This window comes from Providencia sp. PROV197 (genome assembly GCF_028479625.1).
In the GTDB taxonomy this organism is placed as follows: Bacteria; Pseudomonadota; Gammaproteobacteria; order Enterobacterales; family Enterobacteriaceae; genus Providencia; species Providencia vermicola.
In genome coordinates, this window is sequence record NZ_JAMPNZ010000001.1 from 139,192 (window position 1) to 161,440 (window position 22,249).

At 40.1% G+C, this 22,249-nt stretch carries 15 protein-coding genes; 6 read left to right on the forward strand and 9 right to left on the reverse strand.

Translation table 11 applies throughout. From position 1 onward, the window contains the following. Positions 1–111 precede the first annotated feature (111 nt). Positions 112–1,854 (forward strand): ABC-F family ATP-binding cassette domain-containing protein, encoded by a 1,743-nt coding sequence (locus PR808_RS00685; RefSeq protein WP_206084238.1) that lies wholly within the window; start codon positions 112–114, stop codon positions 1,852–1,854. Positions 1,855–2,092: 238 nt separating this feature from the next. On the opposite strand, the gene PR808_RS00690 is transcribed toward PR808_RS00685, so the two are convergent. From PR808_RS00690 to PR808_RS00710, 5 genes are all read right to left on the reverse strand, one after another. Continuing rightward, positions 2,093–2,290 carry a DEAD/DEAH box helicase gene (locus PR808_RS00690; protein ID WP_206084236.1) on the reverse strand — a complete coding sequence of 66 codons (198 nt, stop codon included), beginning with the start codon at positions 2,288–2,290 and terminating at the stop codon, positions 2,093–2,095. After that, positions 2,283–2,840, reverse strand: a complete 558-nt coding sequence (locus tag PR808_RS00695; protein ID WP_272538454.1) for a PadR family transcriptional regulator — start codon at positions 2,838–2,840, stop codon at positions 2,283–2,285. Before PR808_RS00695 ends, PR808_RS00690 begins: the two co-directional genes overlap by 8 nt. A gap of 290 nt (positions 2,841–3,130) precedes the next feature. Further along, entirely contained in the window at positions 3,131–4,279 is a 1,149-nt protein-coding gene (tyrP, locus tag PR808_RS00700) for a tyrosine transporter TyrP (RefSeq protein WP_318826048.1), read from the reverse strand. A gap of 77 nt (positions 4,280–4,356) precedes the next feature. After that, positions 4,357–6,300 (reverse strand): pyridoxal phosphate-dependent decarboxylase family protein, encoded by a 1,944-nt coding sequence (locus PR808_RS00705; protein WP_272538455.1) that lies wholly within the window; start codon positions 6,298–6,300, stop codon positions 4,357–4,359. Between the two features lie 405 nt (positions 6,301–6,705). Continuing rightward, a complete protein-coding gene (locus PR808_RS00710) occupies positions 6,706–7,716 on the reverse strand; it encodes an NAD(P)H-quinone oxidoreductase (protein WP_371007147.1) in 1,011 nt (336 codons plus the stop codon). Positions 7,717–8,080: 364 nt separating this feature from the next. On the opposite strand from PR808_RS00710, the gene PR808_RS00715 reads away from it, so the two are divergent. Together PR808_RS00715 and uspE are read left to right on the forward strand one after the other, a co-directional pair. Then, positions 8,081–8,836, forward strand: coding sequence for an FNR family transcription factor (locus tag PR808_RS00715; RefSeq protein WP_068443675.1), 756 nt, complete (start codon positions 8,081–8,083; stop codon positions 8,834–8,836). 125 nt (positions 8,837–8,961) lie between these two features. Beyond that, positions 8,962–9,909 carry a universal stress protein UspE gene (gene uspE, locus PR808_RS00720; RefSeq protein WP_206084232.1) on the forward strand — a complete coding sequence of 316 codons (948 nt, stop codon included), beginning with the start codon at positions 8,962–8,964 and terminating at the stop codon, positions 9,907–9,909. Between the two features lie 58 nt (positions 9,910–9,967). Here uspE and PR808_RS00725 read toward each other — a convergent pair whose 3' ends face one another. Further along, the gene (locus tag PR808_RS00725) at positions 9,968–10,591 is read right to left on the reverse strand and encodes a TetR/AcrR family transcriptional regulator (protein ID WP_206084231.1); all 624 of its coding nucleotides are present in this window, start codon (positions 10,589–10,591) and stop codon (positions 9,968–9,970) included. A gap of 168 nt (positions 10,592–10,759) precedes the next feature. On the opposite strand from PR808_RS00725, the gene PR808_RS00730 reads away from it, so the two are divergent. After that, positions 10,760–11,959, forward strand: coding sequence for an MFS transporter (locus tag PR808_RS00730; protein WP_272538456.1), 1,200 nt, complete (start codon positions 10,760–10,762; stop codon positions 11,957–11,959). A gap of 63 nt (positions 11,960–12,022) precedes the next feature. Here PR808_RS00730 and pntB read toward each other — a convergent pair whose 3' ends face one another. After that, positions 12,023–13,411: a Re/Si-specific NAD(P)(+) transhydrogenase subunit beta gene (gene pntB, locus PR808_RS00735; RefSeq protein WP_225819499.1), complete on the reverse strand. Its 1,389-nt coding sequence runs from the start codon at positions 13,409–13,411 to the stop codon at positions 12,023–12,025. Between the two features lie 13 nt (positions 13,412–13,424). Next, a complete protein-coding gene (gene pntA, locus PR808_RS00740; protein ID WP_206084229.1) occupies positions 13,425–14,954 on the reverse strand; it encodes a Re/Si-specific NAD(P)(+) transhydrogenase subunit alpha in 1,530 nt (509 codons plus the stop codon). Positions 14,955–15,338: 384 nt separating this feature from the next. On the opposite strand from pntA, the gene ydgH reads away from it, so the two are divergent. Continuing rightward, entirely contained in the window at positions 15,339–16,289 is a 951-nt protein-coding gene (gene ydgH, locus PR808_RS00745; protein ID WP_206084228.1) for a DUF1471 family protein YdgH, read from the forward strand. Positions 16,290–16,599: 310 nt separating this feature from the next. After that, positions 16,600–17,991 (forward strand): amino acid permease, encoded by a 1,392-nt coding sequence (locus tag PR808_RS00750; RefSeq protein WP_272538457.1) that lies wholly within the window; start codon positions 16,600–16,602, stop codon positions 17,989–17,991. 280 nt (positions 17,992–18,271) lie between these two features. On the opposite strand, the gene hrpA is transcribed toward PR808_RS00750, so the two are convergent. Next, positions 18,272–22,156, reverse strand: coding sequence for an ATP-dependent RNA helicase HrpA (hrpA, locus tag PR808_RS00755; RefSeq protein WP_272538518.1), 3,885 nt, complete (start codon positions 22,154–22,156; stop codon positions 18,272–18,274). Positions 22,157–22,249: the final 93 nt, after the last annotated feature.

The following is a 22,249-nucleotide window of genomic DNA, read 5'->3' on the forward strand; positions in this document are numbered from 1 at the left end:
TATACTGCGATAACCCTGCCTGAGCGAAGCCACAAAGAGATCTTCCCTCAGCTTACTGGGTTGTCGTTATGACTATCCAAGGCATTGTCATGCCTAAAATTTGAGTAAGCTATGAGCACTTTATTATCTGTAAAATCATTAAATTACGACATTTCTACCCACACGCTATTAAATGATGTTTCATTCACCTTGCAACAAGGCGACCGCATCGGCTTAATTGGCCATAATGGCAGTGGAAAAAGTACGCTATTAAAGTTACTTACCCACCAGCTATCCCCCAACAGCGGTAGCATTACCTACGCAAATCACTGTGTCACGGCGTATATCGAACAACATTTACCCGAAGATGTTGCCCATCTGACACTAATTGAAGCACTGGTTCAAAAAATGTCTGAACAAGACAAGGTCACTGAACGCTGGCGGGCTGAAGTATTACTGTCAGAATTAGGTTTTACTACCCAGCAATGGGAACAAAAAGCCAATGAAATGAGTGGCGGCCAACATACTCGTCTCTTGTTAGGCCGAGCCTTAATTGAACAGCCTGACTTATTATTGCTAGATGAACCCAGTAACCATTTGGACTTGCCCACCTTAATTTGGTTAGGTAATTTTCTGCAGTCTTGGAGGGGCAGTTTTGTACTGGTTTCCCACGACCAAGCTTTACTTGATAAAGTCACTAACTGTACGTGGGTTTTACGTGATAAATCGTTACATTTTTATCGGTTACCTTGTAGCGAGGCACGCCGTGCCATGGCTGAAAAAGACATTACCGATGAAAGACGAAATCAGGCGGAGCAAAAAGAGATTGACCGAATCGCCTCTAGCGCAAAACGCTTGGCTATTTGGGGGCATGTTTATGATAACGAGGGCCTTTCTCGCAAAGCGAAACAAATGGAAAAACACATTGATAGACTTAAAGAAACTCAAACAGAGCTCACTGAAGGTTATCAATGGAAATTGGCATTAAATGGTAAACCAATCCCTGCAGACCGAGTTCTCGAGCTCGAAGGAACTGAAGTTTCAACGCCTGCGGGAGAAAATTTGTTTAAAACTGCGTTTCATCAGGTGAAAAGTGGTGATCGCATCGCCATTATGGGAGCAAATGGTTGCGGTAAATCAACCTTATTGCGTCTTCTTTGGCAACATTATCAGCAGGACTTACGCTATAGCAAACACTTAAAGTTTCATCCCACAATTCGTGCGGGATATTATGACCAACAGCTAGAGCAGCTAAATGATAATGATAGCCTCGTGGATGCGCTACGCCCTTTTGCCTCCATTACGGATGAACAGCGTAAAATGGCACTTATTGGCGCTGGATTTGCTTATGCACGTCACCAACAAACCGTGGGAACACTCAGTGGTGGCGAACGTGCACGACTGCTTTTTATTGGTCTAAGCTTGGCACAATATGAGCTTATTTTATTGGATGAACCAACTAACCACCTTGATTTAGAAGGAAAAGAGGCATTGAGTGAAGAAATTAGCCAGTTTTCAGGGGCATTATTAGTCGTTAGTCACGACAGGTGGCTAATTGAAAATAGCTGCCAACGTTTTTGGTTTATTGATGAGAATCGATTAGAGGAATACCTTAATATCGATGATATTTATCATAAAATTGAACAACAAGCGCAATTATTATCTCACAGTAATACAGATCCTGTTAAACACAGCCATACTGTAAATACTCCCCCAAAGGTCATCTCCCATGAAGATGAGTTGTTAGAAAAACTATTGGTGTTAGAGGAAAAATTAGAAGCTGATAAGCAGCGTAAATTAAGCCACCAAAAACCATTGTTACAACAACAATGGGTTGATGAAATAGCACAAATACATGCCCAATTAGGGTTGTAAGCTTACCCCCTGATTACTGATGTAGTCAGGGTTTTTTTAATCCAAATAAAATATAGAGCAGATATCAATCAAAGGATATGCAGAGTTTACAAAATAATTATATTTTTAGTTAAAGCCATTTGGCTTTTCTTAAACATCAAAATAGATTTATTTAAAATATGGCATGCATTCATCTAGTAGTAGTTAACCACCAATTCAGTCCACTGTTGAATAAAGATTTTGTAAACCATTCATCTTATTATTTGATTTTTTGTTTTTTTGCGCGCTTAAAATAAGATGTAGGCACATTTGGGCAGACAACTTCTTTAAATTTATCATCTTTCTTTGTGCTTTTTTCGGCTTCGTTAGATGTAGAAGTATTATCCTGTGCCGCTTTACGATTATCTGTCATATATGAGTGCTCTTTTGCTTGAATTATATCATTAGTTTTAGCCATTTAATTTTCCTTCCGTCACTAATACCGCGTTGACCTCTTCTATTCGTTCAACTGCTTGGTTAATGATTTCAACGACTTTTGCTGACTCGTCTTTACTTAATTGCTGTAAAACGATTTTGTGCCTCAAAAGTGATTTAAATTTATCCACTGCACATTCAATCTCATTAGCAAATTGGTTTCCCGCTTTAAGCTCTTGTGCATAATTTAACTTTAGTTGAACTTCTGCCAAAAGTTCAGCTTTTAATAATAAAAAGCACCGCCCTTCTGGAGTGATGACAAAACACTTACGACCTTTGTCATTCTCTTTACCCGTTCCCGCAGTAATAAAACCTAATTCTTCTAATAATGTTAGTGTAGGATAAATAACCCCAGGGCTTGGGCAATAAAACCCTGCCGTTTCCTCTGAAATTTTTTTGATCAGGTCATAGCCGTAATTTATTCCCTCAGTCAGTAAGTGTAGAATATATATTCTTAACTGTTTAGGGTTAAACATTCGACTCACACTCTTACCATTACATAAGCAAGGATCAAGTTGTTGTTCGTTTGCCATTCAAATTCTCAGTGTTTGTTTTGATGCCAAAACCGATATATCGGATATAATAGTCACTTCTACAAAAAATGCTAGCTTTAGATATATCTGTTTTTGTGCATAACGTGCTAATGATAATCATTCTTAGTTAGATTATACGCATTGATATAACTTAAAGCAGTCATTATTGTGCTGTAAATTATCTGAATTGCTCGCTTTTGAGCATAAAAAAGCCAGTCCGTAGACTGGCTTAAGACTGCTGACAAACCGATTAGGTTTGACTGCAGGTTAGATCGGTATTATCCAATTTATTAACCAATATTGGGTAATACGTTAAATACAATACCCAGCTGAACACCAATCACGACTATTCCACATAAAAATACGACCAGCAATCCAATCGGGCCACCTAATACTTGGTATCGACGCTGATTTAATGTGCGAGACTTAAATGCCATTGCGCTTGGTAATAATAACGCAAGAATTGATAAGGCGATTGCGGCATAACCCAGTGCCATCACAAACCCCTTCGGATAAAACAACGCAAACACTAAAGGTGGTCCAAACGTCAACAAACCTGTTTGTATACGCCCTACCGCGTTATCTTGTCGCTTAAATAAGTCCGCTAAGAAATCAAATAGCCCTAACGCGACGCCTAAAAATGATGTTGCTAGCGCCAAACTCATAAACATCTGTGCAACTAACTCTGTGCGACCTGATTGTGCCACATCTTTAATCGCATCTAATAAGCCATTAAGCCCTACATTTTCTGCCAAAATACCCACAAACGTCGTTGTTCCGATACTCCCCAGCGTCGCAATTTGCCATAAAATATAAGCAATAAGGGGAATGGCGCTACCAATAATAAAGATAACTCGCAGTTTTTTAACATCTCCCCCCATATATTTCACAATACTTGGGACACTGCCGTGAAAACCAAACGATGTAAAGAAGACAGGGATCGCAGATAAAATCAGGACTTTCTCCGTTGGAGCAGCCAATAAATTTTGTTGCTCTACATGCGGCATCATTAACGCCAAAATAATGACTAAGAAAATAATTTTTGCAGTGAATAATATACGATTAATAAAGTCTACTGACGAAGTCCCAAAACAGACGACCCCACCACCAATCACCGTAAACAGGAGTATTCCCATCCAATCCGCCATGTCAACCGCAAAACTGCTTTTAAGATTTGACGTGATGATTTCACCCGCCCCACTCACATAAGCCGCGGTTAAGGCGTACATAAGAAACATCATGCTAAAACCAGTAATAAATTTGCCCCCAGATCCTAAATAGCGCTGAGCGACACTACCAATGCCTGTTTCATAGGATTCATGCTGGTAAACTTCAACCAAAAGAAGTGCGGTGTAGCACATCAAGGCCCATAAGGCTAATAACATGCCTAAACTAACTAAAAATCCGTTACCCGCTGCCGCTATTGGCATTGCCAACATCCCTGCACCAATCGTCGTACCTGCAACAATAAAAATACTACCCAATGTGCGATTTTTCATATTGAGATCCTAACAAATTAATTAGAGGCTAATTTATAATTGGAGTGATTTATTTTATTTTCTTCATCAACGAGTTGTTGTAATTTTTCTTCAAACGTTGCGATTAATGCACCCCAGTAATTTTCAAAATGCTGCTTATCACGTAAGCAATGAGTCATTACTGCTGCTCGTAATACATACACAGACTGAACGTTATGCCATTCACTGTCAGTAAAGTTAGCATCTCGACATAAATTCAATGGATTATCACCATATTCTTCGTAGGTTAATGATGTTGACGAGGTTAAAAAGTCGTTTGAATAGGTGCGACCTGCTGCATAAGAACACAGTTCATAAAGCCGTTTGTTTAAGCGGTTTTGCTTTTCTAAAGAGGGATTTCCTAATTCACGGAACATAAAGTTAATCATGTGAAAATCAGGATCTGGCATTGCAAAAATTGTAAACTTACGCCCATCAATATTAAATGCCTTGCACTGATTGATTTTTTCAATCATCCAGTTAGCCGTTGTAATACCCGCAGCAAGCACTTTGCCATACCCCAAAAGATTTAACGGAACTAACCTGTGTGCAGCCCAAACAGCGGCTGCTGTCGCCCCTGCTTTTGAACCTTCCATTATCGATGAGCCTAAAATAACATTGTGCTGCTTGTCTAATTTATGATGTTTTTCCTGAACGTCTTCAAATACATAAGCTGCATGATAAGAAATCAAATCAACAATACGCTTATCCTTCATACAAATAGCCCCTGCACCATATGGAATAAAGCCTACTTTATGAGGGTCTACTGTAATTGAATCCGCTTGATTTAGTGCTTTAAAGCTTTCATACACATCCAATTTTGGCCAAATAACATCTTGAGGGAAAATACCTTCCTGATGATAACGATGAATAAGTGCGTCATATTCTATAAACTGGTTATCTTCATCACGGAACATCGCACACGCATAACCTGCATACGCCGCATCAACATGCACATAAAAAGACACTCCGTATTGCTCTTCACATTCACGACGCAAATCAATAACGGCTTTTACATCATCTATAGCACCTGTTTCTGTTGTACCGACAACAGCAACAACGGCAAGAATTGGCTCTCCTTGTTCTATTAATGAGAACACGGTTTCACGCATTTTCTGCACATCGGTTCGATAGCTTGTATCAACGGGCAATTGCACGATATTTTGTTGACCAAGCCCCAAAATATCCATCGCTTTCATCCATGAATAGTGCTTAGATTGAGGGACTAACAATTTCCCCAAGGTATGTAATGATACACCTGTACCGCGTGCTGTTAGCTCTCTCACCTCTTCAAAAGTATTTAACTTTTTTAATTCATCAATGAGTTCTAAAACGGCAGCTACTGGTAAATTGAGCAGTTCTTTTTCTGATTTTCCAATTAACAAATGCTGAGATTTTTCATGTTGGGCAATGGCTATAGGTAAACTTTTAAGATTTCGTGCAACCCACAGACCTTCATAATTCGCAACAGTTCCGCCTGATGTAATATGCCCCCAGGATTGATTCACGTTATAACCAAACATGTTGCACAAGTCTAATCCTGCTTCGATTTCCAGTGCGGTGGTCGTAGGAGAGGACTCTTGAGCACAATTATTGGGGTTGTACATCATCGCCATCACATAAGCGAGATTTGAAACCATGAGTGTATCCGCATTCATATGCCCCATATAACGAGGTGAAAACCAAGGAACAGATGTACTTTTTAACTTTGAGGATAATTGATTAAGGATCCCCTCCGTTCGATACAATGTATCTCTATACTCAGGGGCATAGCGGTCAACAGTCGTAATATGGTCAGGATCTTCAGGATGGTAACTTGAACGCCAATGCATGTGTTCCGTAACAGAATACTCCATCATCTCTTTAAAAAAGACTGCATTTTCAGATTTTGGGCCTAAGAAAAGTGCATCCACATTCATTTTCGAATTATTAAAATTATTCATTTAACTACACCTTCAAATTACAATTAGGCAACGCTTAATTGCACTTAAGTTAATTCACTTAATATCATTGGAAAGTGCATAACGGGCTGTATGCATATAAAAGATATCAATATATTAATGATATGCATTTAAAAATATCATTTAAGCATTAATTATTGATAAACAAACCGTTAATGGCCAACTTACTTATAGATATAATTCATTTTTATTTAATTATTAACAAACTAGTCAGGATTTTGTTTGGAATTGTGGGCAGGCACAAAAAATCAAAATTTATTTAGCTGTAAAGAGATATTTACGCTGAAAAAGCTTGATAATGTAAATCATTTGTTATAGAGAAAGTGAATCCCAACGACTTCCCATTCGCAGATAGAAAGCCGTCAGCCTTATAATGAAAATGCACAACTAGCTATTTTTTAAAACTATTTTTCCAATCAGGTCACCCGACTCCATATATTGATGAGCCTCTTTTATTTGTGATAACAGATACAATTTGTTAATAATTGGTTTTATTTTACCATTTTGCAACATTGGCAAAATATGTTCTTTTAGTTCTGTCGCTATCTGTATTTTTTCATCAATAGAGCGTGAACGCATGGTTGAACCTGTGTGAGTTAACCGTTTAACCATAAGAGGCATCATATTAAGTCGTTCTGGATTTCCCTTCATCATGCCAATTTGAATTATTCGCCCACCTTTTGCAGCAACTAAATAGTTTTTTTCCACATAATCGCCACCAATAATATCAACTACCATATTAACACCACGTGATAACGTGAAATTCTGCGTGGCTTCGACAAAATCATCAGTTCGATAGTTAATAATGCAATCTGCCCCTAATATTTTTGCAGCATTCGCTTTTTCTTCCGAACCGACGGTGGTGATCACTGTTGCCCCCATTGCTTTTGCTATCATAATGGCCACACTACCAATACCCGATGTTCCCCCGTGGATGAGCACCGTTTCATTTTTTTTAAGTTGGCCAATCTGGCACATATTTGCCCAAACAGTAAAAAAGTTTTCAGGAATAGCGGCACCTTCAATAAATGACAAATTGCCTAGCGGCAATGCAATATCCTTATGTACTAAGCAATATTCTGCATAACCTCCACCTGCTACTAATGCACAAAGTGTGTCACCTAATTGCCAATTATCAACATCGTCTGCTTTTGCAACAACTGTACCTGCTATTTCTAACCCCATAATTGGAGATGCATCGGCAGGAGGTGGGTAAGAACCCTTTCGCTGAAAAATATCGGGGCGATTAACCCCTGCGGCTTCAACCTTAACAAGTAAATATCCTGCAGAAATTCTGGGCAGCGGTTTTTCAATTAATTGCAACTTTTCAGGGCCACCTGGTTCAATAATATTCACAACCGTCATTGTAGTGGGTAAAGGCTGTTGAACATGTGTCATCATGGTCTCCTTTTAGAGGTTAATTTGAAAAATTGATATTTTTAAATTTATTTTTGTGTTAAATTAATGCTAATTAGTTTAATGAATCGTGCTTTAAAATTGCATTTTTAAGTATTAATTCTAATAATGACGTAAGTCAGCTTTTTATTGTTTAGGTGCTAATATTTAATCTATATCAAACATAATATTTAATAATCTGCGTTAATTTAGCATTAACGTCTAAATTAACTAATTTGATGGCCCCTACTTGTCTGGCTATTTTGTCTAATTAGTCAATTCTGTCCTATATTACTACTTACCAGCAGCCTTATCTTATGTTAAAATTGACTCATATCAATAATTTTAACTTGATTGAGCATTTAATATGATCCCAGAAAAAAGAGTTGTTCGTCGCATCCAGTCTGGTGGTTGTGCAATTCATTGTCAGGACTGCAGTATTAGTCAACTTTGCATTCCTTTTACTCTGAATGAACATGAACTGGATCAACTTGATAATATCATTGAGCGTAAAAAACCGATTCAAAAAGGCCAAGCATTATTTAAGGCTGGGGATGAATTACGTTCTTTATATGCCATCCGCTCAGGCACGATAAAAAGCTACACCATAACGGAAGAAGGTGATGAGCAAATCACAGGTTTCCATTTAGCAGGCGACCTCGTCGGTTTTGATGCTATTATTCATACACAGCACCCAAGTTTTGCACAAGCACTTGAAACATCTATGGTTTGTGAAATTCCATTTGAAACGTTAGACGATTTATCAGGCAAAATGCCGAATCTACGTCAACAAATAATGCGCTTAATGAGTGGTGAGATCAAAGGCGATCAAGAAATGATCCTTTTATTATCCAAGAAAAATGCGGAAGAGCGTTTAGCTGCATTTATTCTTAATCTCTCTCATCGTTTTGCTGAACGTGGTTTTTCACCAAGAGAATTCAGATTAACCATGACTCGTGGTGATATCGGTAATTACCTCGGTTTAACCGTCGAAACAATTAGTCGCCTATTAGGCCGCTTCCAAAAAAGTGGCATGCTTAGCGTAAAAGGCAAATATATCACTATCGAAGATATGACTAAATTGACTGATATTGCAGGTAAAGTTTCAGCAATTACTTGCTAGCTTCCTCAAACGGATCACATTAATGGTGATCCGTTTTCGTTTTTTTCCCCAGATTTCTTGCCTATTTAACGCCAATATCTTAGTTTATCTATGTGGAAATATCCGTGTATCGAGAGGACTTCAATATGGCAAACTATAAAAACCTGCTAGTTGCAATTGACCCAAATCAGGATGATCAACCTGCATTAAGACGAGCTGTCTACATCGTGCAGCGTAATGGTGGACGGATAAAAGCGTTTTTACCCATCTATGACTTGTCTTATGACATGACAACGCTGCTCTCTCCTGAAGAACGTAACGCTATGCGTAAAGGTGTCATCAGCCAAAAAGCGGCGTGGATTAAACAGCAAGCCCACTTCTACCTCGAAGCGGGTATTGATATCGAAATAAAAGTGATCTGGCATAACAAGCCTTATGAGGCCATTATTCAAGAGGTCATCAGCGGTGAACACGACTTGTTATTAAAAATGGCTCATCAGACCGATAACTTTGAATCCATTATCTTCACACCTCTAGATTGGCATTTACTCAGAAAATGCCCATCTCCCGTTTGGATGGTAAAAGATAAAGTTTGGCCTGATCACGGGTCGGTGGTGGTTGCGGTTAACTTATCTAATGAAGAATCCTACCATGACGACTTAAATATTAAGTTAGTGGAAAAAACGCGTGATTTAGCGACACGAATTATTAAGGAACAAGAAATTCATCTTGTCAGCGCCTACCCTGTCGCCCCGATGAATATTGCAATTGAGCTGCCTGATTTTGACCCAAGCCTTTATAATAATGCGCTACGTGGTCAGCACCTAATTGCCATGAAAGAATTAAGACAAAAATTCAGTATCGATGAGAAATACACGCATGTTCGCGAAGGATTACCAGAGAAAATCATTCCAGAAATGTGTGAGGAATTACAAGCGGGTGTCGTTGTACTGGGCATTTTAGGCCGTACTGGCCTATCCGCAGCGTTCTTAGGAAATACCGCTGAACACGTTATTGATAAACTAAAATGTGACTTATTAGCAATAAAACCTGATGGTTTTGTGTGCCCTATTAATGCCGCTGATGATGACTAAACCATTACCTTAAGTATTTAACCCCCATACTTTTGGGGGTTTTCTATTAAGAGCATTATTATTGTTGCTGTAAATTTGTATTGAGTATTGGCCAGGCTTGCATCGCATTAAAAATAACTTGGTTTAATCTTTCAAGCTCGATGCCATCACAAGCTTGAATGGTAAAACCATCAATCACCGTAATATAAAAATCTACAATGGCACTAATAGGGGCATCAGGCGCAACATCACCATCTTCAATGCCTTTTTTCATACGCTGCAACAAAATTTCTTGATAGCTTTTGCGCTTTTCTTGCACACTCAATTGCACATCTTCAATTTGCTTAGAACCATTCATGGTCGCAGTAATTAACATACAACCCGCGGGCTTACCTGGTTGAATAAGCTTCTTTGCGCTCTCATACATCAACAATTCAATCGCCACTTTCGCTGTTTTCGCTTGCTTCACGATAGACAAAATGGGGCACGCTTCATTAGTTAAATAATATTCAATGCATTGATTAAACAATGATGCTTTATCACCAAAAGCACAATAAAGGCTGGGCGCAGTGATGCCTAGTGCTTGGGTTAAATCACTAATCGATGTCGCCACATAACCATTTTGCCAGAACAATAACATGGCTTTTTCTAATGCGTCTTGCTGGTCAAACCCTTTAGGTCGCCCACGTTTTATCTGATTCATATTCTCACTTCACCAGTCATCGATACAGTGTACCATAAACATTTTATAACGATCACTATAAAAACAATTGACAGCATCTAAATTAGCATAAAGAATAGCGCAATAATTCTATAGCGGTCACTATAAAATTATACATTTACACTTTATTCAATTTTCCATGGAAAGCACATGACAACAATTAATCTTTCTTCGCACAATGGTAACTGGCTTTCACTCTTATCTGCAACTTTTGCCTGCTTCATTATTGTGACTGGTGAATTTTTAGCCATTAGTGTGCTAAATGACATCGCTCACGATTTTCAAATTTCAACAGGAACAGCGGGCCTTACAGTCACCGTAACGTCAATTGCAGGGATGGTTTCCGCACTATTCGTCCCAATTTATGCAAAAAATATTGATAGACGCCAAGTATTACTCTTTTTAGTTGCACTGATGATATTCGCCAATTCAATTACTGCGTTTGCATCCAGTTTTGGGTTAGTTCTACTAGGCCGATTTGCACTAGGAATCGCATTAGGTGGTTTCTGGGGGGTTGCTGCTGGCCTTGTGATCCGTTTGGCTCCTAAAAATATGGCGATTACCACTTCTGTAACTATCTTCTTTTCTGCGGTGACATTAGTGACCGTCATTGGAGTTCCTTTAGGGGCGTTGTTATCTGACAACTACGGTTGGAGAATGCCATACATCGCGCTAGTTATTGCGGGTATTGCAGCGCTATTGATGCAATATTTTTCGTTACCTTCATTGAAGCCTTCTTCATCCATGCAGTGGAATGAATTATTACTCATGCCGTCACACCCTATTGCACGTAAAGGGTTGATCATATTCACGTTGATTTTCTTAGCGCATTTTTCGGCTTATAACTATTTTACCGTATTTTTCAAACAAACCGCGGGATTTGCTGAAGGGCAAATTTCTGCATTATTGCTATTTTTTGGCCTTGCCAGTGTCGTAGGCAACATTTTAGCGGGTTACGTGGGGAAATATAACGTTCGCTATAATTTTGCCATCAGCGCATTACTGTTAGCTTTAGCATTTTTAGCATTATCTGCCTTAGATTTTAATTGGGCAACGAGTGTAATATTCGTATTTTCATGGGGTGTAGCGGCGGGTATGGTTCCTGCCACGATTAATATGTGGATGCATGTCCATGTGCCTGAGCTAACAGAAAAAGGTTCCGCCTTAATTACTTTTATGTTTTTAATTTTAATTACGATCGGTAGTTTAGTTGGGGGCTATGTGATGGATCACTTCAATGGTGGCGTTCTCATGGCCAGTATGTTAACGATTGCGACGCTTGCTTTCTTATTGGTCTTTACCTTTGCACGCGGTTTAACCAATTGCGCTCGCTTTTGCACCAATAAATGATTAAAAAATGGGGTTACTGGCATAGGCCAATAACCCCACAATATTTATTTAATTATTCAGTGATTACAACGCACGTAAGATAGCATCAACGCTGTCTTTCGCATCACCAAACAACATTTGCGTATTTTCTTTAAAGAATAATGGATTCTGCACACCTGCATATCCCGTATTCATAGAACGTTTAAATACAATCACATTATTCGCTTTCCAAACTTCCAAAACTGGCATTCCAGCGATTGGACTATTTGGATCCTCTTGCGCCGCAGGGTTAACCGTATCATTCGCCCCAATAACTAATACCGTATCAGTGTCAGAGAAATCATCATTAATTTCATCCATTTCTAATACAATATCATAAGGGACTTTTGCTTCAGCCAATAACACGTTCATATGGCCTGGCAAACGCCCAGCAACTGGGTGAATACCAAAACGGACATTGATACCGCGTTCGCGCAGTTTGGTTGTAATATCTGCTACAGGATACTGTGCTTGAGCTACTGCCATACCGTAGCCTGGTGTGATGATCACTGAAGTTGAGTTTTTCAACATTTCAGCGACTTCTTCGGCGGTACTTTCACGGTACTCACCCATTTCTTCTTCAGTACCTGTTGAAGAGCCATCTGTACCAAAGCCCCCCGCTATCACACTGAAAAATGAACGGTTCATCGCCTTACACATAATGTAAGACAGGATAGCACCCGATGAGCCCACTAATGCCCCTGTCACAATCAGCAAGTCATTACTTAACATGAAGCCTGCCGCTGCCGCTGCCCAACCTGAATAGGAGTTCAGCATTGAAACGACTACTGGCATGTCTGCACCACCAATAGAGGCCACTAAGTGCCAACCAAAGGCTAATGCAATCACCGTCATGATTAACATTAAGAACACTTGCAAGCCAACGCTTTGCGTCTTAACGAAAATCACTAATAAAATAAATGAAACCACCAGCGCAGCTAAGTTGAGTTTATGACGGTTTGGCAACATCATTGGTTTAGATGACATTTTGCCTGATAACTTACCGTAAGCCACCACTGAACCCGTAAAGGTCACCGCACCAATGAAGATACCGAGGAAAACTTCAGTTAAATGAATATTTTCCATCACAGCATCAGCATGGCCTTCACTTGCGATAAAGCTGTTAAAACCAACGAGCACTGCCGCTAAACCGACGAAGCTATGCAAAATAGCAACCAGCTCTGGCATTTCGGTCATTTCAACTTTTTTTGCTAAACGGATACCAATAACGGCCCCAATAACCATCGCAATGATCATCCAGCCTACATTGGCACTGTGTGGCCCCAAAATGGTCGCGATAAGTGCAATCGCCATACCAATCACGCCATAAGTATTCCCTCGTTGAGAACTTTCATGGCGTGATAGCCCCGCTAGACTAAAAATAAATAGGATAGCAGCAACAATGTACGCCGCTGTCACAATTCCACTCGACAACATAAGTTACCCCTTACCCTTTACGAAACATTTTTAACATGCGCTGAGTTACAGTGAACCCACCGAAGATATTGATACTTGCGATCAATATGGCAATAAAGGATAAGAAGCTTACCCAGCCGCCACTGCCAATTTGCAGTAACGCACCAACAACAATGATCCCTGAAATTGCATTGGTCACTGACATCAGTGGTGTATGCAACGCATGTGTCACGTTCCACACCACGTAATAACCTACGACACACGCAAGCGCGAATACGGTAAAGTGTGATAAAAATTCTTTTGGTGCAGAATTTGCAAACCAACCAAAAAGAATAATCGCTAACGCCATCAAACCATATTTCAGCGTTGGCGACATTTTCTTCTCAGGTGCTTTAACTTTCTCCACTGCTTTCGGTTTCGCCTGCGGCTGTGCAGATACCTGAATTGGTGGCGCAGGCCACGTAATTTCACCTTGTTTGATGACAGTCACACCGCGAATAACCAGATCGTCGAAATCAATATTAATTTCGCCGTCTTTCTCTTTACACAACAATTTCATCAGGTTAACAAGATTAGTACCGTATAACTGTGAAGATTGCGTTGGTAAGCGACTTGGTAAATCGGTATAGCCAATAATTTTGACGCCGTTGTCAGTAACAACCAGCTTATCCGCTTGTGTTAATTCACAGTTGCCACCAGTTTGAGCAGCTAAATCCACGATAACACTGCCTGGCTTCATCGACTCGACCATTTCTTTGGTGATCAATTTTGGTGCTGGTTTACCTGGAATCAATGCGGTGGTCACAATGATATCAACATCTTTTGCTTGAGCAGCAAACAGTTCCATCTCCGCCTTAATAAAGGCTTCAGACATGACTTTTGCATAACCGTCGCCGCTACCCGCTTCTTCCTTGAAATCGAGTTCAAGGAATTCAGCGCCCATGCTTTGAACTTGCTCTTTCACTTCTGGACGAGTGTCGAATGCACGCACTATTGCACCAAGACTACCCGCAGCACCAATGGCCGCAAGCCCTGCAACCCCTGCACCGATGATCATGACTTTCGCTGGCGGTACTTTACCTGCGGCAGTAATTTGCCCTGTAAAGAAACGACCAAATTCATGAGCCGCTTCCACAATGGCACGATACCCTGCGATATTGGCCATTGAACTTAATGCATCTAATGATTGGGCACGAGAAATACGAGGTACAGCATCCATTGCCATCACGTTGATATTACGTGCTTTTAAAGCATCCATTAGCTCAGCATTCTGTGCTGGCCAGATGAAACTCACCAGTGTCACCCCTTCTTTTAACAACGGGATTTCATCTTCAAATGGTGCGTTGACTTTAAAAACAATATCCGCGGCAAAAGCGGTGTCACGATCGACAATCTCAGCCCCAGCTTGCTCATAGGCGGTATCATCAAAACTTGCTAAATGACCAGCGTTGTGTTCTACACAAACAGAAAAACCCAACTTAAGAAGTTGAGTGACTGTTGACGGTGTAGCAGCAACACGCGCTTCATTGGCAAGTCGTTCACTTGGTATACCAATACGCATAATGTTCCCTTTTTAAAGCCTAATGTAATGTTGTTTATAGGTGTTTGCTAAAATAATGACCATTATCACAGAGAAAAGTCTTATTTTGTGCATAAACAGATTTTAAATGTCCTAATAACCTACTGAAAATATGCTTCTTGATCCATAATTGATCGCGATTCTTAGACAGTAAATGGAATTCACAGTGAAAATCTTAGTTTTAGGTCAATAAAATACTGGATACTTTAAAAAATCTGGTAAATTTGACTAGTCAATAATTATTTATTTCTTATAAAAAGAAAATCATGAGACAACAGGTTCAGTTACGTGTAATAATCACGTACATGTGATACAACTAAGATTCAGCACGTTTATAATAAATTGCGCAAGGCGGAAGGATTTTGTATGAAGCTGAAAACTACGGTCATCGCAGCCGCGGTGCTATCATTAACTAGTATAACTGCTACTCAGGCGGCTGTTGAGTTGACGCCAAAACAGGCTACTGAATTAAAACCTTATGAGCGTATAACAGTCACCGGGCGCTTTAATGCTATCTATGAAGCATCCGATGCCGTCTCCCGTAGGGCTGATAAAATGGGGGCGTATGCCTTTTACATTCAAAGCCTTGACGATATAGGCGATAGCGGCAACATGCGTGTTGTTGCTGATGTCTATGCCAAAGATGCACCAAGTGTCGATGAACCAAAACGCCGAGTATTCGGTGGCGTTGAAGAAATGTCGAAAACCGATGCAGCACAGTACGAACCATTCGATACTGTCACTGTAAGTGGTTTTTACCCTTCTCAACCCGATTTATATGAAGCCATCGCGAAACAAGCTCTCAAAAAGAATGCGGCTTCATTTTATGTCGTTCGTAATATCGCAATGAATGATGGTGGTAATACATTAGCAACAGCTTATATCTATAAGAAAGACGCGCCAAAACGCCAAGTTCTTAATGAGGAAGCTGTTGTTCCAGCCGATTCAGATGCAGGGCGAGCTCTGTTAGCTGAAGGTGGAGAAGCTGCGAAAAAAGTGCGTATCCCAGGGGTTGCTTCATCAGAAGAACCAACAACTGCTGTTGGTCGTTTCTTTGAAACATCAAGTAGCCAACCAGGGCGTACTAGCGTAACGTTACCAAGTGGTTATGTAATTGAAGAAGTTAATAAAACAGCTGCTGCGCAGATGGTTCCATTTGACTCAATTACATTCTCTGGTTACTACACCAATACTCCTGAAGTACGTTATCAAATTGCGAAACGTGCTGAAGCTAAAGGTGCTAAATATTTCCATATTACAAGAGAATGGCAATCTAATGGCGGAAGCGTAACCATTAGCGCCGACCTATTTAAATAATAAATAGTGTACTCTTCTAAAAACCAGCCTAAATCACTAGGCTGGTTTTTTTCGCCCATGATTACAGCTCAGCCCCTCTCTTTATCTCATTTCTTACCGTGCTTTTTCAGGATTAACGAAAAAGTGAATAAATCACCTGATAAAATGCATATTTTCCCATTGCATATCGGCCATTTCATTCGTAGAATCCACCACTCAAATTATGGCAGTCAATCTCTCTAGATTATTGTACGCTGTTAGTTAAACTCATTACTGTAATGGCGTTTTAACGTCATTTTAACTTTTGATTGTTGAACATTCAGGATTTACTTTGAAAAATACATTAAGCCTTACTGCATTAACCGCCCTTGTTCTTAGCTCAATGGTTGGTGCGGGTGTATTTAGTCTTCCTCAGAATATGGCTGAAGTGGCGAGCCCACTGGCATTAATCATTGGTTGGTCTATTACAGGCGTTGGTATCTTATTTCTCGCATTTGCCCTTTTATTATTATCGCGCATTCGTCCTGATCTTGATGGTGGCATTTTTACCTATGCAAAAGTCGGCTTTGGTGAACTTGTTGGGTTCTGTTCCGCGTGGGGATATTGGCTTTGTGCCGTTGTGGCCAATGTCTCTTACTTGGTTATCGTTTTTGCTGCGATCAGCTTTTTCACCGACACCCCTGATAACATCATTTTTGGTGATGGGAATACATGGCAGGCATTGATTGGTGAATCTATCTTGCTGTGGTTTGTTCATTATTTAGTCCTACGAGGCGTACAAACCGCTGCAGGTATTAATAAATTAGCCACCATGGCAAAACTCGTTCCCCTCGGGCTATTTATCGTTTTAGCATTTTTTGCGTTTAAACTCGACATTTTTAGTGCCGATTTTAGTGGGATTGAGCTAAAAATGCCTGTTTGGGAACAAGTTAAAGACACCATGTTAATTACCCTTTGGGTGTTTATTGGTATCGAAGGCGCTGTTGTGGTTTCCGCTCGAGCGAGAAACCGCCGTGATGTTGGTTTAGCAACGATATTCGCCGTTAGCTCTGCACTCATCATTTATATACTTGTTACATTATTATCACTCGGTATAATGCCTCGCGCTGAACTGGCAGAGATTAAAAACCCATCAATGGCCACTTTAATGGTTAATTTGATTGGTTCAAGTGGCGATATCATTATCGCTGCAGGTCTCATCATTTCAGTTTGTGGCGCTTACCTTAGCTGGACTATTATGGCTGCTGAGGTACCTTATATTGCAGCACAATATCAATCTTTCCCTAAAGTCTTCAATCGGCTAAATAAAAATGATGCCCCTTCTTCATCTTTATGGCTAACGAATGGCGCGGTACAGCTTTCTTTGGTCTTAATTTGGCTCAGTGGCAGTAATTACAATACATTACTGACAATTGCCTCAGAAATGATTTTAGTACCGTATTTTCTAGTCGGTGCATTCTTAATGAAAGTCGCATTTGAAAGGCACAGCAAAGCATTATTAATGGTTGGGTTCGTTGCAAGTATTTACGGCCTATGGTTATTATATGCCTCTGGGTTAATCAATCTTATGCTATCCGTTGTGTTATATGCTCCAGGAATCTTGGTGTTTTTCTATGCACGTCAACAACAGTCTTGTAAGGCTCCATTAAAGGCCATTGAAACCACTATGGCGTTCGCTATCATGGGTGCATCCCTTCCTGCCCTTTATTACTTAGTGGCTTGATGGCTATCAAGGAGGGTCTCTGCCCTCCTTTCCTTCATTCAATACAACTCCCCGTATTATATCGAGTTTTCTATTCGCTCAGCCTATCCTTACTTTATTATGCACTGTTTCCTATTTTACGATTAGTGACCTAAAACTGTTGTACTTACGCAATTGTATATAAATTTTATCAAAAAATAGTATGTTGTAACTAAAATATCAGTAATATGCGATTAGACATAAAAAACCGCTTTAGACTATAAGCCCAAAGCGGTTTTATTCATCCAAGTTAAAAAATACATTAGAGTTTTTGTGACAAACTTTCCATCGTTTGAATAATACGTTTGTCTGAAATTGGATATGGCGTTCCTAATTGTTGAGCAAATAGGCTTATACGTAATTCTTCAATCATCCAGCGAATTTCCTGCACCTCTGGTATATTTTTTTGAATAGGTGAAAGTTTCGTTAGCCATTGTTGCCACATATTTTGCACATGCTCAATTTTGCTCATTTGTGCGCGATCACGATTCGGGTCAATAGCCAGTTTTTCAAGGCGACGTTCAATGCCATTTAAATAACGTAGCACATCAGGTAAACGCTTCCAGCCATGTGCGGTCACAAACCCTTTAAAGACTAGGTTCCCCATTTGCGCTTTTAAATCAGAAAGTGCTAGTGCCATAGAAAAATCTACCCGCCCTTTCAAACGTTTATTAATGGCAAACACCGCGCTTAGAATTTGTTCAACTTGCTTCGCAATATTGACCACAACGTCATTGAGTTCTGCACGAGCAAACTCTTTAAGCTTCTCAAATTGCGCTTCATCCCATACAGCACCACCAAAGTTGGAGATCAGTTGATCAACCCCACAAGCAATACAATCGTCAATAAGGTCTAATACCTTACCATAAGGGTTAAAATACAAACCTAATTTAGATTTATTGGGTAATTTTTCATGGAGATATTTAATTGGAGAAGGAATATTAAGCAATAATAATCGACGAACACCACTCCACATGGCTTGTTGCTGCTCAAATTCCGTTTCAAACACCCGAATACCGACACTGTTTTTTTCATCAACCAACGCTGGGTAGGCTTTCACTGAATAACCGCCCCTCTTTTGCTCATAGCGTTGTGGTAGTTCGCCAAAACTCCAGATATGTAATCCTGATTGCTCAATACCATCATCAACAACTTCAGAAAGCGTTTCTTGTACTTTTTCTTTTAAACTGCTTTTTAGAACATCAAGATCTTGCCCCTCTGCGATGGTTTTATTTTTTTCACCAATCACGCGGTAAGTCATTTTTAAGTGCGCAGGAAGTTGGTCAAGCTGCCAAGCATCACGATCAACCGTAACGCCAGTCATCCGTCGTAGCTCTTTTTCTAGCTTATCTAATACATTTCCTTCTGGCTCTGCTACTCGCTCAAGAAACGCTGATGCATAATTAGGAGCAGGAACAAAATTTCGTCTGATAGGCTTAGGCAATGATTTGATTAATGCGACAATCAGTTCGTGACGCAATCCTGGCACCTGCCAGTCAAACCCACTATTTTGTACCTGATTTAAAATTGCTAACGGAATATATACCGTCACGCCATCCGCATCTGTTCCAGGTTCAAACTGATAACTTAAGCGGAATTTTAAATCACCTTGATGCCAATAATTGGGGTAATCAAGCGCGGAGACATTGCCTGCATCTTCCTTGATTAACATGCTCTTTTCAAAATTCAGCAAGTCAGCTTGCTGTTTTGACGCTGTTTTCCACCAATTATCAAAATGACGAGATGAAATCACATCGTTTGGAATACGTTGGTCATAAAAGGCAAATAGGGTTTCATCATCAACAAGGATGTCGCGGCGGCGAGATTTATGTTCTAAATCTTCAACTTCTGACAGCAATTTCAGGTTTTCTTTAAAGAACGCATGACGTGTTAACCAATCCCCTTCAACCAAGGCGTGACGGATAAACAATTCACGACAAAGCAGCGGGTCAATATTGCCATAATTCACTTGCCGTGATGCCACAATTGGCAAACCATATAATGTCACTTTTTCAGATGCCATCACTGCGCCTTCTGATTTTGACCAATGTGGTTCACTATAGTTATGCTTAGTCAGGTGCGCCGCTAGAGGCTCAACCCACTCAACATCAATAGCGGCGGCAATACGCCCCCATAATTTTGATGTTTCAACCAACTCTGCAACCATGGCCCACTTAGGCGGTTTTTTGAACAAACCAGAGCCTGGGAAAATAGTAAAGCGCGCATTCCTTGCTCCAGTAAACTCATGTTTATCTGCATCTTTTTGCCCAATATGAGAAAGCAGGCCCGATAATAATGAAACATGGATCCCTCGAAAATCCGCTTCAATACTATTAATTGCAAAGCCTTGCTCTTTCACTACTTGACGTAACTGGGTATAAAGATCTTGCCATTCACGAATGCGTAAATAATTTAGAAAATCTTGGCGGCACATTTTGCGAAATTGCGCATTCGAAAGCTGGGTTTGTTGCTCTTTGAGGTAATCCCAAAGGTTTAAAAACGCCATAAAATCCGATTGCTTATCATGGAAGCGACGGTGTTTTTCATCAGAAGCTTGCTGCTTATCTAATGGGCGTTCTCTTGGGTCTTGAATCGATAGCGCCGATACAATAACCATCGTCTCACGTACTGCACCGTGTTTTCGCGCCTCAATCACCATCCGCGCCAATCGAGGATCAACGGGCAATTGCGCGAGTTGTCGGCCTATATCCGTAAGTTGATAGCCTTTATCCACTTGTTTATGCGGTTTAATACCACCGAGCTCTTCGAGTAACTTCACACCATCTTGAATATTGCGCTTATCTGGTGCTTCAACAAATGGAAATGCAGCAATATCCCCTAGCCCAATAGAGGTCATTTGCAAAATAACGGAAGCTAAATTAGTTCTTAGAATTTCAGGATCGGTAAATTCAGGGCGAGAAAGAAAGTCTTCCTCTGAATATAATCGAATACAAATACCATCGGAAACCCGTCCACAACGCCCTTTACGCTGGTTGGCTGATGCTTGTGAAATGGCTTCAACGGGTAAGCGTTGGACTTTAGTTCGATAGCTATAACGGCTAATTCGAGCATAACCCGTATCAATAACATACTTGATACCTGGAACTGTGAGTGATGTTTCCGCAACGTTAGTCGCTAAAATTATGCGTCTGCCACCATGAGGATGAAAAATTCGGTTCTGCTCGCTATTAGATAACCTTGCAAATAAAGGTAAAATTTCCGTATGACGCAATGACAATTTGGATAGTGCATCTGCGGTATCACGAATTTCCCGCTCTCCACTCATAAAAATTAAAATGTCGCCATTACCTTCAACAGATAATTCATTTACTGCATCAATGATCCCATCAATCTGGTCACGTTCGTTATCGTTATCATCCCCAATTATAGGGCGATAACGCACCTCAACCGGATAAGTACGCCCTGAAACCTCGACAATTGGAGCATGGTTAAAGTGTTTAGAAAAACGTTCAGGATCAATGGTTGCGGAAGTAATGATAACTTTTAAATCAGGCCGCTTTGGTAATAATTGGCGTAAATAGCCTAGAATAAAATCAATATTTAAACTTCTTTCATGGGCCTCATCAATGATGATGGTATCGTATTGCAGGAGCAATTTATCATTTTGTAATTCCGCCAGCAAAATACCGTCTGTCATTAATTTGACCTGAGTTGTTTCACTCACTTGGTCACTAAAACGTACCTTATAACCCACATTAGTACCAAGCTCGCACTCTAATTCATGAGCAAGACGGGTCGCAACCGAACGGGCCGCCAACCGTCTTGGTTGAGTATGACCAATAAAACCTTGGAGACCGCGGCCAAGCTCGAGGCAAATTTTCGGGATCTGTGTTGTTTTCCCTGATCCTGTTTCACCTGCAATAATCACCACTTGGTGCTTCTTAATTGCATCCAAGATAACGTCTTTCTTTTGACTAACAGGAAGATTATCTGGATAGACAATTTTAGGTGGGTTCAGTTTTTTTATCGCAACTTTTTGTTTTGCTAATTCAATATCTGCTTTAATCACATCGAGTACCGCATTACGTGATTTTTCATCACGGATTTTTGCAATACCTTGAATTCTTTTTTTCAGTAACCACTGATCACGCAGTGAAGTTTGTCCTATTTCAGCATTTAATGCCATCAGTATGGATTTCACGCTTTAAACCCTTATTTTTAATCAAGTACAATGCACGACGGCCTTTTACTTCGTCGTATAGCAGCAATATTTCGTTTT